Raw genomic sequence first — 14,683 nt, 5'->3', positions numbered from 1 at the left:
CGGACGCGGCCGGGACGCATCGCTGTGATGCGCAATCGTCAACCAGAACGCCTGCGCGGTGTGCCTAAAATCGGGCCTCAACGGCTCACGCGTTGGGCGATTTTTTTTGCAGCGCCGCCTCGGCGCCCCACTGGAGAACGACGCAATGGCTCTGATCGAGGCCGCCTCGCCGCACACGATGAACACCTACGGCCGGGTGCCGATCGCGCTGTCGCACGGCCAGGGCGCGCGCGTCTGGGACGTCAACGGCAAGGCCTACCTCGACGCGCTGGCCGGGATCGCGGTGAACACCCTCGGGCACAACCACCCCAAGCTGGTGCCGGCCCTGCAGGACCAGGTCGCCAAGCTGATCCACTCGAGCAACTACTACCACGTGCCCAACCAGGAGCGCCTGGCCACGAAGCTGGTCGAGCTGTCCGGCATGAGCAACGTGTTCTTCTGCAGCACGGGCCTCGAGGCCAACGAGGCGGCGATCAAGCTGGCCCGCAAGTTCGGCCACGACAAGGGCATCGAGCGGCCGCAGATCGTGGTGTACGAGAAGGCCTTCCACGGCCGCAGCATCGCCACCCTCTCGGCCACGGGCAACGAGAAGGTGCAGAAAGGCTTCGGCCCGCTGGTCGAGGGCTTCATCCGGGTGCCGCTGAACGACATCGGGGCGCTGAAGGCGGCCACCGAGGGCAACCCGGACGTGGTGGCCGTGTTCTTCGAGACCATCCAGGGCGAAGGCGGCATCAACCCGATGCGCGCCGAGTACCTGCAGCAGGTGCGGCGCCTGTGCGACGAACGCGACTGGCTGCTCATGATCGACGAGGTGCAGTGCGGCATGGGCCGCACCGGCAAGTGGTTCGCGCACCAGTGGGCCGGCATCCGGCCGGACGTGATGCCGCTGGCCAAGGGACTGGGCTCGGGCGTGCCGATCGGCGCCGTCGTCGCCGGACCGCGCGCGGCGAACATCTTCCAGCCCGGCAACCACGGCACCACCTTCGGTGGCAATCCGCTGGCGATGCGCGCCGGCGTCGAGACCATCCGCATCATGGAAGAGGACGGTCTGCTGGCCCATGCGAGCGAGGTCGGCGACTACCTCAAGGGACTGCTGGTGCGCGAGCTGGGCAGCCTGCCGGGTGTGCGCGACATCCGCGGCCAGGGCCTGATGATCGGCATGGAGCTGGCCAAGCCCTGCGGAGTGCTGGTGAACCAGGCGGCCGATGCCGGCCTTCTGATCAGCGTCACGGCCGACACCGTGGTGCGGCTGCTGCCGCCGCTGATCTTCTCCCGCGCCGAAGCCGACGAGTGCGTGGCGATCCTGGCGCCGCTGGTGCGGGCCGTCCTGTCGGAGTGAGCATGGCGATCCGGCACTTCCTGCAGTTCGCCGACCTCACGGCCGACGAGCACGACTGGCTGTTCGAGCGCGCGACCATCATCAAGCGCAAGTTCAAGGCCTACGAGAAATACCACCCGCTGGCAGACCGGACGCTGGCGATGATCTTCGAGAAGGCCTCGACCCGCACCCGCGTGAGCTTCGAGGCGGGCATGTACCAGCTGGGCGGCAGCGTGGTGCACCTGACCACCGGCGACAGCCAGCTGGGTCGCGCCGAGCCGATCGAGGACAGCGCCAAGGTCATCAGCCGCATGGTCGACCTGGTGATGATCCGCACCTTCGGGCAGGACAAGATCGAACGGTTCGCCGCCCACTCGCGGGTGCCCGTGATCAACGGCCTGACCAACGAATTCCACCCGTGCCAGATCCTGGCCGACATCTTCACCTACCAGGAGCACCGCGGCTCGATCCGCGGCAAGGTGGTGGCCTGGGTGGGCGACGGCAACAACATGGCCAACACCTGGCTGCAGGCCGCGGAACTGCTGGGCTTCACGGTGCACGTGAGCACGCCCAGCGGCTACGAGGTCGACCAGGCAGTGGCCGGCGTGCGCAGCCGCGACAGCTACAAGGTCTTCCGCGATCCGATGGACGCCTGCCGCGGCGCCGACCTGGTGACCACCGACGTCTGGACCAGCATGGGCTACGAGGCCGAGAACGAGGAGCGTCGCAAGGCCTTCGCCGACTGGTGCGTCGACGAGGACATGATGCGCGCGGCCAAGCCCGACGCCCTGTTCATGCACTGCCTGCCCGCCCACCGCGGCGAGGAGGTGACCGCCGACGTGATCGACGGGCCGCAGTCGGTGGTGTGGGACGAGGCCGAGAACCGCATGCACGTGCAGAAGGCCTTGATGGAGTACCTGCTGCTGGGCAAGGTGACGGGCTGACCGACATGGCTGCAGCGCGCGGGCACGCTGCTCACGCAGGCACGTGCCCGCCGGTCAGCGGAACGACACCCAGCTGGACCAGCCGTGATCGAACCGCCCGCCGTGTGCGGCTCAGGCTGGCCAACGAAGTCACACTGGATGGATGCACAGCCACCCCATGACGGGGCTGCCAGCGCAGGCGTTGACCGCAGCCACGCGCCCCATCCCTGCCTGGCGTGCGGCGCCTGCTGCGCCAGCTACCGGGTCGACTTCGCCGTGGAGGAGCTCGACGCGCATGGCGGCATGGTGCCCTCCGGCCTGGTGGTGGAAGTCACCGAGACGATCGTGCGGATGCGCGGCACCGACCACGTGCCCACCCGCTGCGCGGCCTTGACCGGCCAGGTCGGCCGGCGCGCGGCCTGCGGCATCTACGAATGGCGGCCCAACCCCTGCCGCGAACTCGAGCCGGGTAGCCAGGGCTGCGAGCGGGCGCGCGCCCGCCACGGTCTGCTGCCGCTGCCACCCGGCACGGCCTGAGAAGTTGCCGACGTGTTGGTCTGAACCGACACCACGCCGCCGCCGGCCGGTCCACACTGCGCGCATGCTGCGCCTCTGGGACATTTCGCCGCCGGTTCTCGCCGGCACGCCGGTCTTCCCCGGCGACACCCCCTACAGCCAGGCCTGGGCCGCCCGGATCGCCCCGGGCTGCCCGGTGAACGTGAGCAGTCTCACGCTCTCGCCGCACCTCGGCGCGCACGCCGACGCGCCCCTGCACTACGACCCGGACGGCGCTGCCATCGGATCCCTGGACCTCGGCGCCTTCCTCGGCCCCTGCCGCGTGGTCCACGCGATCGGGCGCGGGCCGCTCGTCACCTGGGACCACCTCGCCCACGCGGCGCAGGGGCTGCCGGCACGCGTGCTGGTGCGGACCTACGAGCGCATGCCGGTCAACCGCTGGGATCCCGACCTGGCCGCGTTCGCGCCCGACGCCATCGAGCGCCTGGCCGACCAGGGCGTGCGGCTGGTGGGGATCGACACCGCCAGCATCGATCCTGCAGCGAGCAAGGAGCTGCCCAGCCACCAGGTGATCCGGCGTCGCGGCCTGCGCGTGCTCGAGAACCTGGTGCTCGACGACGTGCCGGAAGGCGATTACGAACTGATCGCCCTGCCGCTGAAACTGATGACCGCCGACGCGTCGCCGGTGCGCGCGGTGCTGCGCGAGTTGCCCGGATCGCCGACCCTGACACCATGACCCTCACCCTGGAAGACTGCCGGGCGCGCGATGCCGCCGACCCGCTGCGCCCCTTGCGCGACCTGTTCACCCTGCCGGCAGGCCTCATCTATCTGGACGGCAACTCGCTCGGCCCGCTGCCGCGCGCCACCCCGGCCCGCGTGGCGAAGGCGGTCGAGCAGGAATGGGGCGAGGGCCTGATCCGGTCGTGGAACGACGCCGGCTGGTTCGAGCTGCCCCGGCGCGTCGGCGACCGCATCGCGGGCTGGATCGGCGCCGGCGCGGGCGAGGTCGTCGCCACCGACACCACCTCGGTCAACCTGTACAAGGTGCTCAGCGCCGCCCTTTCCATCCAGGCGCAGGACGCGCCGGCCCGCCGCGTCGTCCTGAGCGAGCGCAGCAACTTCCCGACCGACCTGTACATCGCGCAGGCGCTGTGCGAGGAGCGCGGGATGGTGCTGCAGCTCCTGGATGACGCCGGCGATCTCGGCGCCGCGCTCACCGCCGACGTGGCCGTGCTGCTGCTGACGCACGTGAACTACCGCACCGGTGCCATGCACGACATGGCTGCGGTCACGCGGCAGGCGCACGAGGCAGGCGCGCTGGCGATCTGGGACCTCGCCCACAGCGCCGGCGCCGTGCCCGTCGACCTGCACGGGGCCGGTGCCGACTTCGCCGTCGGCTGCGGCTACAAGTACCTGAACGGAGGCCCGGGCTGCCCTGCCTTCGCCTGGGTGCATCCGCGCCACGCCGACCGGTTCCGGCAGCCGCTGGCCGGCTGGTGGGGACACGCGGCGCCCTTCGAGTTCACGCCGCAGTACCGCCCCGCCCCCGGCATCGGGCGCTACCTGTGCGGGACGCAGCCGGTGCTCAGCCTGGTGGCGCTCGATTGCGGGCTCGACACCCTCGAGGCGGCGCGCCCGCCAGGCGGCATGCCGGCGCTGCGCGCCAAGTCGCTCGCGCTCACCGACCTGTTCATCGCGCTGGTCGAGGCGCGGTGCGGCGACGCCGGCTTCACCCTGGTCACGCCGCGCGAGCACGCGCGCCGCGGCTCGCAGGTGTGCCTGTCGCGGCCGGCCGGCAGCTACGCCATGGTGCAGGCACTGATCGCCCGCGGCGTGGTGGGCGACTTCCGAGGGCCCAACATCCTGCGTTTCGGCTTCACCCCGCTCTACATCGGCTTCGAGGACGTCTGGCACGCCGTGGACCGGCTGCGCCAGGTGCTGGACACCGGTGAATGGCAGCGGCCCGAATTCAACCGCAGGCAGGCGGTCACATGACGCAGCAACGCCCCGAGGACCTGGTCCGTGCCGAGAACCCGCAGCTGGATTTCAGCCGCTCGATGAGCTATGGCGACTACCTGCAGCTGGATGCGATCCTGCACGCGCAGAAGCCGCTCTCGCCCGACCACAACGAGATGCTGTTCATCATCCAGCACCAGACCAGCGAGCTGTGGATGAAGCTGATGCTGCACGAGCTGCACGCCGCCATCGGCTGCGTCGCCCGTGACGAGCTGGGCAGCGCGTTCAAGATGCTGGCGCGCGTGTCGCGCATCCTGGAGCAGCTGGTGCACGCCTGGGACGTGCTGGCCACGATGACCCCGGCCGAGTACAGCGCCATCCGCCCGTACCTGGCGAATTCGAGCGGCTTCCAGAGCGCGCAGTACCGCTGCATCGAGTTCGCCCTGGGCAACAAGAACGCGGCCATGCTCAAGCCCCACGAGCACAGGCCCGACCTGCTGGCGCAGGTGCGCGCCGCGCACGAGGCGCCGTCGCTGTACGACGAGGCGCTGCGGCTGCTGGCGCGCCGCGGGCTGCCCGTGCCAGCGTCGCACACCGACCGGGACTGGGCCCAGCCCTACGTCGAGAATGTGCAGGTCGAGCAGGCCTGGCTGTCGGTGTACCGCGATCCGCAGCGCCACTGGGAGCTGTACCAGCTCGGGGAGGAGCTGACGGACCTGGAAGACGCGTTCCGGCTGTGGCGGTTCCGGCACGTCACCACGGTCGAGCGCGTCATCGGCTTCAAGCGGGGCACCGGCGGCACCGGCGGCGTGTCCTACCTGCGCAGGATGCTCGACGTGGTGCTGTTCCCGGAGATCTGGCGCCTGCGCACCGACCTGTAGACAGCGCGCTCAGCCGCCGCGGTACAGCCAGGGCAGGTCGAGCAGCGACTCGCCCCCGGCGCGCAGCGCAAGGTTGCGACCGAGGCGCACCAGGCCGTCGGCGTGGAAGATCCGCCCGTTGCGCCGCGAGCGCTGCTGCACGCGCGCGCAGCGCTCCCAGCGGTTCAAGGCGAAGCGGCGCAGCGCGGTCGGCACATCGAGCACGCGGTCGTCGCAGGGCTGCAGCACCCGCTGCAGGCCGGCGGCATCCTCCAGTGCCATGCCCGCGCCCTGGGCCAGGTAGGGCCGCATGGGATGGGCCGCGTCGCCCAGCAATGCGGCCCGGCCCCGCGCCATCTGCCCGGGCCCCTGCAGGGGCGCACGGTCATGGACCGGCCACAGCCGCCACTCGGGCACGGCCTCCACCACCGCCTGCAGCGCGCGGCAGAGGCCGGCGGCCGTCTCGCGCAAGGCATCCGCCTGCGCGGCATGGTCCCAGCCGGCGCCGGCCACGCGACCTTCGACGAAGCCCACCACGTTGACGGCGCTGCCTGCGCGCACCGGATAGGTCACCAGGTGCATCCGGGGGCCGAGCCAGGCCTGCACCTCGCCCACCTTCAGCTGGGGGGGCGCGTCCTCCCGCGGCAGCAGGGCACGGTAGGCGACGTGGCCGGTGGCGGGCGCCGGGCCGTCACCCACGAGCTGCTGACGCAGCTCGCTCCAGACGCCGTCGGCCACGGCGAGCGCCTCCGCCTCCACCTCGGCGCCGGTCCCCGTGCGGGCCAGCACCGTGGTGCCATCCACCCGGGCGGACGCGATGCGCACGCCCTCGTGCAGTCGCACGCCGGCGTCACAGGCCTGCCGCAGCAAGGCACCGTGGAGGTCGGCCCGGTGCACGGTCAGGTAGGGGGAGCCGTAGCGCTGCTCGGCCTGCTCGCCCAACGGCAGCACGCCGAGCTCACGCCCATCCACCGCGTCGCGCACGCGCAGCAGCGATGGCGCGAAGGCTTGCAGCTGCGCCTGCTGCAGGACGCCCCACTCGCGCAGCAGGCGGGTGGCGTTCGGGCCGAGCTGCAGGCCTGCACCCACCTCGGAAAATGCGCTGGCCTGCTCGAACAGGCGGGCCTCCCAGCCGGCTCGGCGGGCACCGATCGCGGCGGCGAGACCGGCGATGCCCCCGCCCGCGATGAGCAGCTCGCGGCTCACGCCGGCGGCGGCCGGCGTGGAGCGCCGGCTCGCGGACGCATCGGCATGGCCCCGGTGCGGGCCAGCCGCGTCATGCGGCGAGCAACTGCCGCAGCACGAACGGCAGGATGCCGCCGTGGCGGTAGTACTGCACCTCGATGGCGGTGTCGATGCGCAGCGTCACCGTGATCTCGCGGCGCGAACCATCGCGGCGGGTGACCACCACCCGCGCATCGCTCTGCGGGCGCAGCTGCGGGTCGGGGATCACGTCCACCAGCTCGGAGCCGTCCAGCTCCAGAGACTGCCAGGTGTCGTCGCCCTTGAACTGCAGCGGCAGCACGCCCATGCCCACCAGGTTGCTGCGGTGGATGCGCTCGAAACTGCGCGCGATCACCGCCTTGATGCCCAGCAACTGCGTGCCCTTGGCCGCCCAGTCGCGCGAGGAGCCGGTGCCGTACTCCTCGCCGGCGAAGATCACGGTCGCGCGGCCCTCGGCGATGTACTTCATCGCGGCGTCGAAGATGAACATCTTCTCGGCCCGGCCCTGCGCGTCGCGGTAGATGGTCAGCCCGCCCTCCTCGCGCGAGCCGTCCGGCCCGGCGGGGATCATCAGGTTCTTGATGCGCACGTTGGCGAAGGTGCCGCGCATCATCACGTCGTGGTTGCCGCGGCGCGCGCCGTAGCTGTTGAAGTCGGGCTTCATCACGCCGTGCGCCAGCAGCCACTGGCCGGCCGGCGAGCTCTCCTTGATCGAGCCGGCCGGCGAGATGTGGTCGGTGGTGATGGAGTCGCCGAACAGGGCCATGATGCGCGCCTCGCGCACGTCCACGTTGGCCCGGGAGTCGTTGGCCGGCGGCGCCGGGTCGAACTGCTGGAACAGCGGCGGCTCGGCGATGTAGGTGCTGGCGGGCCAGGCATAGGTCTCGCCGGCGACGCCCCGGATGTCCTTCCACAGGTCACCCGGCTCCTCCTTCACCTTGGCGTAGTTCTCGCGATAGGCCTTGCCGTCCATCGCATACTTCATCAGCTGGTGGATCTCGTCACTGCTGGGCCAGATGTCGCCCAGCCAGACATCCTTGCCGCCATGGCCCTTGCCGACCGGCTCGGTCATCAGGTCCTTCAGCACGGTGCCGGCCAGCGCGTAGGCCACCACCAGCGGCGGGCTGGCGAGGAAGTTGGCCTTGATGTTCGGGTGGATGCGCGCCTCGAAATTGCGGTTGCCCGAGAGCACGGCGGCGCAGACGAGGTCGCTCTTGGCGATCGCCTCGTTGATCTCCGGCGCGAGGTCGCCGGAGTTGCCGATGCAGGTGGTGCAGCCGTAGCCCGCCACGGTGAACCCGAGCTTCTCGAGGTAGGGCAGCAGCTTGGCCTTGCCCAGGTACTCGGTGACGATGCGCGAGCCGGGCGCCAGCGACGTCTTGATGTGCGGCTGCACCGTCAGGCCGGCCTCCACCGCCTTCTTGGCCAGCAGGCCGGCGGCCAGCAGCACGCCGGGGTTGGAGGTGTTGGTGCAGCTGGTGATGGCGGCGATCAGCACGTCACCGTTGCCGATCGTCACGTTGGCCGGCGCCGCCGGCGCCGCGGCGGCTTCGTGCTGGGCCGACGCCAGGGTCGGCTTGTTGTATTCCATCTCGGTCTCGGACACCAGCGCGGCGGCCTTGACCGGTGGGTTCGACGGCACCTTCGGATCCGGCGTCTCGCCGCCCGCATGCAGCAGGTGGCGGCTCTGCAGGGTTTCGGACGGCCGGTTGAAGCCGTTCTCGGCCTGCGGCTTGGAGTACAGGCTGGCGAACTGTGCCGCCACCTTGCCCAGCTCGATGCGGTCCTGCGGCCGCTTCGGGCCCGACAGGCTGGGCGTCACGTCGCCCAGGTCCAGCTTCACCACCTGCGAGTAGTCGACCTCGCCCGCGAGCGGCACGCCGAACAGGCCCTGGGCACGGAAGTAGGCCTCAAACGCGTCGATCTCCTCCTTGCTGCGCCCGGTGCCGCGGAAGTACTCGATGGTCTTGTCGTCGACCGGGAAGAAGCCCATGGTGGCGCCGTACTCGGGAGCCATGTTGCCGATCGTGCCGCGGTCGGGAACGGCCAGCGTGCGCGTGCCCTCGCCGAAGAACTCGACGAACTTGCCCACGACCTTGTGCTTGCGCAGGATCTCGGTGATGGTGAGCACCAGGTCGGTGGCGGTGCAGCCCTCGCGCAGCCGTCCGGTGAGCTCGAAGCCCACCACGTCGGGCGTGAGCATGTACACCGGCTGGCCGAGCATGGCGGCCTCGGCCTCGATGCCGCCGACGCCCCAGCCCACGACGCCGATGCCGTTGATCATGGTGGTGTGGCTGTCGGTGCCGACCAGCGTGTCGGGGTAGTAGAGCGCGTCGGGCGTGCTGTGGACGCCGCGGGCCAGGTACTCGAGGTTCACCTGGTGGACGATGCCGAAGCCGGGCGGGACGACGCCGAACGTCTTGAACGCCTGCATGCCCCACTTCATGAACTCGTAACGCTCGCGGTTGCGCTTGAACTCGAGCTTCATGTTCAGGTCGAGCGCATCCTTGGTGCCGTAGTGGTCCACCATGATGGAGTGGTCGACCACCAGGTCCACCGGCACCAGCGGCTCGATCCGCCCCGGCTCCTTGCCCAGCCGCGCCGCCGCGCTGCGCATGGCGGCCAGGTCGGCCAGCAGCGGCACCCCCGTGAAATCCTGCAGCACCACCCGCGCGACGACGAACGGAATCTCCTCGGTGCGCTCGGCATTGGGCGCCCAGTTGGCCACCTGCCGGACGTGTTCCGGCGTGACCTTCAGGCCGTCGCAGTTGCGCAGCACCGACTCCAGCACGATGCGCATGGACACCGGCAGGCGGTTGACGTTGGGGAACTCCTCAGCCAGTGCAGGCAACGAGTAGAAGCTGCCCGTCCCGCGGGAGCCGGTCTTGAAACTCTTGAGGGTTCGGGCGAACGCGTGGGGCATCGATCCTCCTGAGATGAGTCTTGTATGGCGGCAAGCATTGTGCCGCCTGCGCGGCCGCCATGCGACGCCGCCGTGCAAATCCTCACGCCAGCAGGCAGGTTGCTCCCCCTGCCGGGGCCGACGTCAGCCGTGGCGGCGCTCGAAATCCTGCATGTACGCGACCAGCGCCTTCACGCCCTCCAGCGGCATGGCGTTGTAGATCGACGCCCGCATGCCACCGACCAGGCGGTGGCCCTTGAGCTGGACCATGCCGCGCTCCTGGGCGCCCTTCAGGAACGCGTCGTTGAGCGACTCGTCCTTCAGCTTGAACGGCACGTTCATCAGCGAGCGGTCCGCCGGCGCGACGGGGTTGCGGTAGAAGCTGCTGCCGTCGATGCAGTCGTAGAGGAGCTTCGCCTTGGCGCGGTTGTGCTCCTCCATCGCCTCGAGCCCGCCGTTCGCCCGGATGTGCTTGCACACCAGGCCTGCGATGTAGATCGAGTAGGTGGGCGGCGTGTTGTACATCGAGTCGTGCTCGGCCTGCAGCTGGTAGTTGAAGGCCGACGGCGTGATCGGCAGCGCGTGGCCGAGCAGGTCGTCGCGCACGATGACCACCGTCACGCCCGAGGGGCCCATGTTCTTCTGGGCGCCCGCATAGATCAGGCCGTAGCGGCTGACGTCGATGCGGCGCGACAGGATGTCGGAGGACATGTCGGCCACCAGCGGCACCGTGCCGGTGTCGGGCAGCCAGTGGTACTGCACGCCACCGATGGTCTCGTTCGAGCAGATGTGCACGTAGGCGGCCTGGGGGTCGAGCGTCCACTGCGCCTGGGGTGGGATCGCGGTGTGGCCGCTGGCCTTGCCGCTGGCGGCCACCTGGATGGTGCCGTAGGTGCGCGCCTCCTGGATGGAGCGCTGCGACCACTCGCCGGTGTCCACGTAGTCCGCGCGCCCCGTGCGGCCGATGAGGTTCATCGGCACAATCGCGTTCTCGCCGATCGCGCCGCCCTGCATGAACAGCACCCGGTAGTTGCCGGGGATGGCCAGCAGCTCGCGCAGGGCCCCCTCGGCCTCGGCGTGGATGCCGGTGAACTCCTTGCCCCGGTGGCTCATCTCCATGACCGACATGCCGCTGCCGTTCCAGTCGAGCATCTCCTGGGCGGCCTGCCGCAGCACGGCTTCGGGCAGGACGGCGGGGCCGGCGCTGAAGTTGAACACGCGGGTCATGGCTGGAACGGTACCTTCTCGGATGCTGGGGATGGGAGCCGGACAGCATACAAGAAGCCGGCGGGCGCCCGCCCCTGCCGGCTGCCGGCGGCGGCCGTGCCGCCGCGCGGCTCAGGCCGCGTGCGCGGTCTCCCGGCCCGCGGCACTGCGCCGCAGTCCGAGCCACTGCAGGTCGGCCAGCACCAGCACCGTGGCGGCCTGCATCGCCACCCAGGCGACCCCCAGTGCGGTCGGCGCCAGCCAGGCCACCGCCAGCGCACAGCCAACCGCCCAGCCGGCATTGCCGATGGCGAACAGCGCGACCAGCGCCCGCGGCGGCTGCGGCCGGGTCGCCACCCAGCCCACCACCAGCGCATAGGCCAGCAGGAACAGGCCGCTTTCCAGCAGCAGCGCGCGCGGCAGCCCGAGCAGCGCCGGCAGCGCCTCCAGCGCGGCGAGCTGCACGGCGCCGCTGGCCAGACAGGACGCCGCATCGGCCCAGAGCACGCGGCGCAGGAAGGTGGGGGAAGCGAGGAAGGACATGGTGACTCCTGGTGGGTGGTGGAGCTGCGATGGTGGTCGGCGCGGCCGCCACCGTCGATGACGTCCCAGGTCATGGAACCGCGGCGCCGGCGGTCTTAGGATCGCCGCATGAGCCTGGCCCCCCATTCCGCTCCGCGCGCTGCCCCGCAGCCTTTCGGTGCGCACCTGCGCCACTGGCGCGAGCGCCGCCGCCTCAGCCAGCAGGGCCTGGCGCACGAGGCGGACGTGTCCACCCGTCACCTGAGCTACGTGGAAACCGGCAGGTCCCAGCCCAGCCGCGAGATGGTGCTGCGGCTGGCCGAGCGCCTGCAGGTGCCGCTGCGCGAACGCAACGCGATGCTGGTGGCCGCCGGCTATGCACCGATGTACCGCGAGCGGCCGCTGGATGCGCCGGAACTCGCAGCGGCCCGGGAGGCCGTTGAGCGGATCCTGCGGGCGCACGAGCCCTGCCCGGCCCTCGCGGTCGACCGCCACTGGAACCTGGTGGCGGCCAACCGCATGCTGCCGCACCTGATGGCCGGCGCGGATGCGTCGCTCCTGCAGGCACCCGTCAACGTGTTGCGGCTGAGCCTGCATCCGCAGGGTCTCTCGCCGCGCATCGTCAACCTCGGGCAGTGGCGGGAGCACCTGTTCGAGCGGCTGCAGCAGCAGGTCCAGGCGACCGGTGATGCGGCACTGGCGTCGCTGCTGGAGGACCTGCGCAGCTACCCGGTGCACGAGGGTGCGCACGCGACCCAGCTGGAGGGCGAGCACGTGGGCATCGCGCTGCCGCTGCGGCTGCGGATAACCGACGGCCAGGTGCTCAGCTTCATCAGCACCACCACGGTGTTCGGCAGCGCGGTCGACGTCACCGTGCAGGAGCTGACGCTGGAGACCTTCTTCCCGGCGGACACCGGGACGGCCGAGGCCTTGCGGCGACTCGCGCCGGCGGACTAGCCGTTGAGCGCCCGCTCGAAATCCCGGAATGCCTTGTCGCCCACGGCTTCGCGGATGCGCGGCGCGAGCTCGCGCAGGCCCTGGAGGTCGGCCGCCTGCTCCACCGCCAGGTTGAGGCGGAAGCCGCGCAGTCCCAGCGAGGCGGTCAGCCGGGTGGCGACCAGGTAGGCATCCTGGTAGCGCTGCTGCGCCGACGCCGTGGGACCGCCGGCCGGTCTCGGGGCGTCAGGTGCGTCCCGGGTGGGCGACGGGGCAACCGCGGCCGGCGCAGCGTCCTTGGTGGCCTGCAGCAACCCGAGCTGGACGAGGTGGTCGATGTCCTCGCGGTTCACCCCGGCCGCACCGGCCGCTGCGAGCACCTCGTCGACGGAGTGGCGGCCGTCGAACAGGATGAACGCGGCGCGCTGCCGCGGCGACAGCGGCACCGAGCGGTCCTTCATCACGCGTTGTCCGACGTCGGTCTTGATGAGTTTCATGGCGGGCCTTCCTGCTGGGTCGAACGCTGCCATGATCGGCCCGACCGTCCAGTCACCAGCTAGGGGCTTCCCTCATCGGTGCCCCGGCGGCGCTCTTCAGCCGGCCGAGGGCGCCGGCCGCGTCGAAGCCTCCGGCCCCGTCCTGATCTGCCGCTCGAACGCGCGCAGGCGCTTGAAGACCGACATCAGTTCCACCACCGTGCTCCAGCTGAGCACCAGGAACTGGAACGCCTCCACCACGCGGCCGAAGGCACGCACGATCTGCTGCATCACGCCCAGCGTGACGACGCCGGAGACGATGGTCGGCCCGAGGGCGATGTAGGGCACCATCACGCCGGCCTGGATGTAGGCCCACTTCACCACGTCGAAGTACAGGTAGTGGAAGAACAGCCGGAAGTAGTTGGTCCGCACGTCGGCGAACAACCGCTGCGCCACCGGCGGCGTGGCCTTGGCGGGATCGTCCTCGCCGTAGACCAGCTCCTTGCGGTAGGCCGCTTCCACCCGCTGGTTCTGGAACTGCAGGCCGGGCAGCTTGATGCCCACCAGCGCCAGCAGCAAGGTTCCGGCCAGGGCCCATCCCACCGCCACCCAGACCAGCGAGTAGGGCACCGCCCCGATCAAGGGCAGCGCGGTGATCTTGCCCGACAGCCCGGCCAGGAGGGGCAGGAAGGCGGCCAGCACCATCAGGCTGCGCATGAAGTCGATGCCCAGCCCTTCCATGATGCTGGCGAAGCGCATGGTGTCCTCCTGCACGCGCTGCGCCGCGCCCTCGATGTGGCGCACCTTGTGCCAGTGCGCCATGTAGTGGTCGTTCATCGCCTGGCGCCAGCGGAAGATGTAGTGCTTGACGAAGAAGTCGAGCACCACCGCGATGGTCACGTAGACCATGGCGATGCGCAGGAAGGTGGCCAGCTGCGCCCAGTAGGCATCCGTGGTGATCGCGCCGGGCTTGCCCAGCGCCTTCTGCAGCAAGTCGTAGAAGCTGCCGAACCATTCGTTGATCTGCACGTCCAGCTGCACCCGGTACCAGGTGGCGAACAGGATCACGGCCGTGCCCAGGAGCGACCAGGGCCACCAGCGCCGGGACAGGAAGAAGGACTTGAACATGCGAGGCCTCGGAATGGGGTGGCCGATGCTAAACCGCCGCACCGGCCGCGCCAGCCTGTCGGAGCAGCCGCACAGGACGCGGCGCCCGCTTCCGACGGCGTCCAGCCGGGGTTGCGCCCACGATCAATGCAACGTCAACAAACCGGCGAAAGGACACGCATGAGCAAGGACAAGACCCCCCACGAGCGGCTCTGGGAAATGATCAAGGACATCCGTTTCGGCATGCTGACCCACCGGCACCCGGAAGGCGGTCTGCATGCCCACCCGCTGACCACGCAGAACAAGGAGCTGGGCCAGAAGAGCGTGCTGTACTTCTTCGTGAGCAAGAGCACCGAAGTGGGCCAGCGGCTGCGCCAGGACGGCAACGTGAACGTCTCGTACGCCGATCCGCACAAGGACATCTGGGTGTCGATCAGCGGCACGGCGCGCATCAGCGACGACCAGGAGGCCATCCAGCGCCTGTTCAACCCGATGGCCAAGGCCTGGTTTCCAGGCGGCCCGACCGATCCGGACCTGGAGCTGGTCGAGGTGCAGATCACCCACGCCGAGTACTGGGACGTGAAGGAAAGCAAGCCCACGCAGCTGTTCAAGATGGCGGCGGCGGCCGTCAGCGGCGAGCGTCCCAAGATGGGCGAGCACAAGGAAGTGGCGGTCTGAGGCGACTGGCCGCCCACCATGACAAAACGGCCCCTCGGGGCCGTTTGTCATTGCCCGGC

The 14,683-nt window shown here is 70.3% G+C and carries 14 protein-coding genes; 8 read left to right on the top strand and 6 right to left on the bottom strand.

Annotated elements, in window-relative coordinates:
• Positions 1 to 145: 145 nt before the first annotated feature.
• The 6 genes from VFE82_RS18085 to kynA all read left to right on the top strand — a co-directional run bounded on the left by VFE82_RS18085 (position 146) and on the right by kynA (position 5,594).
• Positions 146 to 1,339: an aspartate aminotransferase family protein gene (locus tag VFE82_RS18085; protein ID WP_325001729.1), complete on the top strand. Its 1,194-nt coding sequence runs from the start codon at positions 146 to 148 to the stop codon at positions 1,337 to 1,339.
• A gap of 2 nt (positions 1,340 to 1,341) precedes the next feature.
• Positions 1,342 to 2,262 (top strand): ornithine carbamoyltransferase, encoded by a 921-nt coding sequence (argF, locus tag VFE82_RS18080; RefSeq protein WP_325001728.1) that lies wholly within the window; start codon positions 1,342 to 1,344, stop codon positions 2,260 to 2,262.
• A gap of 138 nt (positions 2,263 to 2,400) precedes the next feature.
• Complete coding sequence (locus VFE82_RS18075; protein WP_325001727.1) at positions 2,401 to 2,778, top strand: YkgJ family cysteine cluster protein; 378 nt, start codon at positions 2,401 to 2,403, stop codon at positions 2,776 to 2,778.
• 64 nt (positions 2,779 to 2,842) lie between these two features.
• Complete coding sequence (gene kynB / locus VFE82_RS18070) at positions 2,843 to 3,493, top strand: arylformamidase (protein ID WP_325001726.1); 651 nt, start codon at positions 2,843 to 2,845, stop codon at positions 3,491 to 3,493.
• Positions 3,490 to 4,752 carry a kynureninase gene (gene kynU / locus VFE82_RS18065; protein WP_325001725.1) on the top strand — a complete coding sequence of 421 codons (1,263 nt, stop codon included), beginning with the start codon at positions 3,490 to 3,492 and terminating at the stop codon, positions 4,750 to 4,752. The genes kynB and kynU overlap by 4 nt, the downstream gene beginning before the upstream one ends.
• Positions 4,749 to 5,594 carry a tryptophan 2,3-dioxygenase gene (kynA, locus tag VFE82_RS18060; RefSeq protein ID WP_325001724.1) on the top strand — a complete coding sequence of 282 codons (846 nt, stop codon included), beginning with the start codon at positions 4,749 to 4,751 and terminating at the stop codon, positions 5,592 to 5,594. Before kynU ends, kynA begins: the two co-directional genes overlap by 4 nt.
• Before the next feature lie 9 nt (positions 5,595 to 5,603).
• Here the strand turns inward: kynA and VFE82_RS18055 are convergent, their stop codons facing one another.
• From VFE82_RS18055 to VFE82_RS18040, 4 genes are all read right to left on the bottom strand, one after another.
• Complete coding sequence (locus VFE82_RS18055; RefSeq protein WP_325001723.1) at positions 5,604 to 6,779, bottom strand: FAD-dependent monooxygenase; 1,176 nt, start codon at positions 6,777 to 6,779, stop codon at positions 5,604 to 5,606.
• A gap of 70 nt (positions 6,780 to 6,849) precedes the next feature.
• On the bottom strand, positions 6,850 to 9,720 hold the full coding sequence (locus VFE82_RS18050; protein WP_325001722.1) for an aconitate hydratase: 2,871 nt from the start codon (positions 9,718 to 9,720) through the stop codon (positions 6,850 to 6,852).
• Between the two features lie 123 nt (positions 9,721 to 9,843).
• On the bottom strand, positions 9,844 to 10,926 hold the full coding sequence (serC, locus tag VFE82_RS18045) for a 3-phosphoserine/phosphohydroxythreonine transaminase (RefSeq protein ID WP_325001721.1): 1,083 nt from the start codon (positions 10,924 to 10,926) through the stop codon (positions 9,844 to 9,846).
• A 111-nt stretch (positions 10,927 to 11,037) separates the two neighbouring features.
• Positions 11,038 to 11,448 (bottom strand): hypothetical protein, encoded by a 411-nt coding sequence (locus VFE82_RS18040; RefSeq protein WP_325001720.1) that lies wholly within the window; start codon positions 11,446 to 11,448, stop codon positions 11,038 to 11,040.
• Positions 11,449 to 11,556: 108 nt separating this feature from the next.
• Here VFE82_RS18040 and VFE82_RS18035 point away from each other — a divergent pair, with 108 nt between their 5' ends.
• Positions 11,557 to 12,384: a helix-turn-helix transcriptional regulator gene (locus VFE82_RS18035; protein WP_325001719.1), complete on the top strand. Its 828-nt coding sequence runs from the start codon at positions 11,557 to 11,559 to the stop codon at positions 12,382 to 12,384.
• On the opposite strand, the gene VFE82_RS18030 is transcribed toward VFE82_RS18035, so the two are convergent.
• Both VFE82_RS18030 and sbmA read right to left on the bottom strand, forming a co-directional pair.
• The gene (locus tag VFE82_RS18030; RefSeq protein WP_325001718.1) at positions 12,381 to 12,860 is read right to left on the bottom strand and encodes a hypothetical protein; all 480 of its coding nucleotides are present in this window, start codon (positions 12,858 to 12,860) and stop codon (positions 12,381 to 12,383) included. The genes VFE82_RS18035 and VFE82_RS18030 overlap by 4 nt on opposite strands.
• 96 nt (positions 12,861 to 12,956) lie before the next feature.
• The gene (sbmA, locus tag VFE82_RS18025) at positions 12,957 to 13,967 is read right to left on the bottom strand and encodes a peptide antibiotic transporter SbmA (protein WP_325001717.1); all 1,011 of its coding nucleotides are present in this window, start codon (positions 13,965 to 13,967) and stop codon (positions 12,957 to 12,959) included.
• 159 nt (positions 13,968 to 14,126) lie between these two features.
• On the opposite strand from sbmA, the gene VFE82_RS18020 reads away from it, so the two are divergent.
• On the top strand, positions 14,127 to 14,624 hold the full coding sequence (locus VFE82_RS18020) for a pyridoxamine 5'-phosphate oxidase family protein (protein WP_325001716.1): 498 nt from the start codon (positions 14,127 to 14,129) through the stop codon (positions 14,622 to 14,624).
• Positions 14,625 to 14,683: the final 59 nt, after the last annotated feature.

Origin of the sequence: Ramlibacter sp. (assembly GCF_035655895.1) — a bacterium.
Classification (GTDB): Bacteria; Pseudomonadota; Gammaproteobacteria; order Burkholderiales; family Burkholderiaceae_C; genus Ramlibacter.
The sequence above is the reverse complement of the archived record's forward strand: the minus strand, read 5'-3'. Positions and strand labels throughout refer to the sequence as shown.

What these genes read in the sequence shown, in the direction of transcription:
- kynB (WP_325001726.1), top strand. Translation starts at nt 2,843, where the DNA reads ATGCTGCGCCTCTGGGACATTTCGCCGCCGGTTCTCGCCGGCACGCCG.
- VFE82_RS18020 (WP_325001716.1), top strand. Translation starts at nt 14,127, where the DNA reads ATGAGCAAGGACAAGACCCCCCACGAGCGGCTCTGGGAAATGATCAAG.
- serC (WP_325001721.1), bottom strand. Translation starts at nt 10,926, where the DNA reads ATGACCCGCGTGTTCAACTTCAGCGCCGGCCCCGCCGTCCTGCCCGAA.
- argF (WP_325001728.1), top strand. Translation starts at nt 1,342, where the DNA reads ATGGCGATCCGGCACTTCCTGCAGTTCGCCGACCTCACGGCCGACGAG.
- VFE82_RS18030 (WP_325001718.1), bottom strand. Translation starts at nt 12,860, where the DNA reads ATGAAACTCATCAAGACCGACGTCGGACAACGCGTGATGAAGGACCGC.
- VFE82_RS18075 (WP_325001727.1), top strand. Translation starts at nt 2,401, where the DNA reads ATGGATGCACAGCCACCCCATGACGGGGCTGCCAGCGCAGGCGTTGAC.
- kynA (WP_325001724.1), top strand. Translation starts at nt 4,749, where the DNA reads ATGACGCAGCAACGCCCCGAGGACCTGGTCCGTGCCGAGAACCCGCAG.
- VFE82_RS18050 (WP_325001722.1), bottom strand. Translation starts at nt 9,720, where the DNA reads ATGCCCCACGCGTTCGCCCGAACCCTCAAGAGTTTCAAGACCGGCTCC.
- VFE82_RS18035 (WP_325001719.1), top strand. Translation starts at nt 11,557, where the DNA reads ATGAGCCTGGCCCCCCATTCCGCTCCGCGCGCTGCCCCGCAGCCTTTC.
- VFE82_RS18085 (WP_325001729.1), top strand. Translation starts at nt 146, where the DNA reads ATGGCTCTGATCGAGGCCGCCTCGCCGCACACGATGAACACCTACGGC.
- sbmA (WP_325001717.1), bottom strand. Translation starts at nt 13,967, where the DNA reads ATGTTCAAGTCCTTCTTCCTGTCCCGGCGCTGGTGGCCCTGGTCGCTC.
- kynU (WP_325001725.1), top strand. Translation starts at nt 3,490, where the DNA reads ATGACCCTCACCCTGGAAGACTGCCGGGCGCGCGATGCCGCCGACCCG.
- VFE82_RS18040 (WP_325001720.1), bottom strand. Translation starts at nt 11,448, where the DNA reads ATGTCCTTCCTCGCTTCCCCCACCTTCCTGCGCCGCGTGCTCTGGGCC.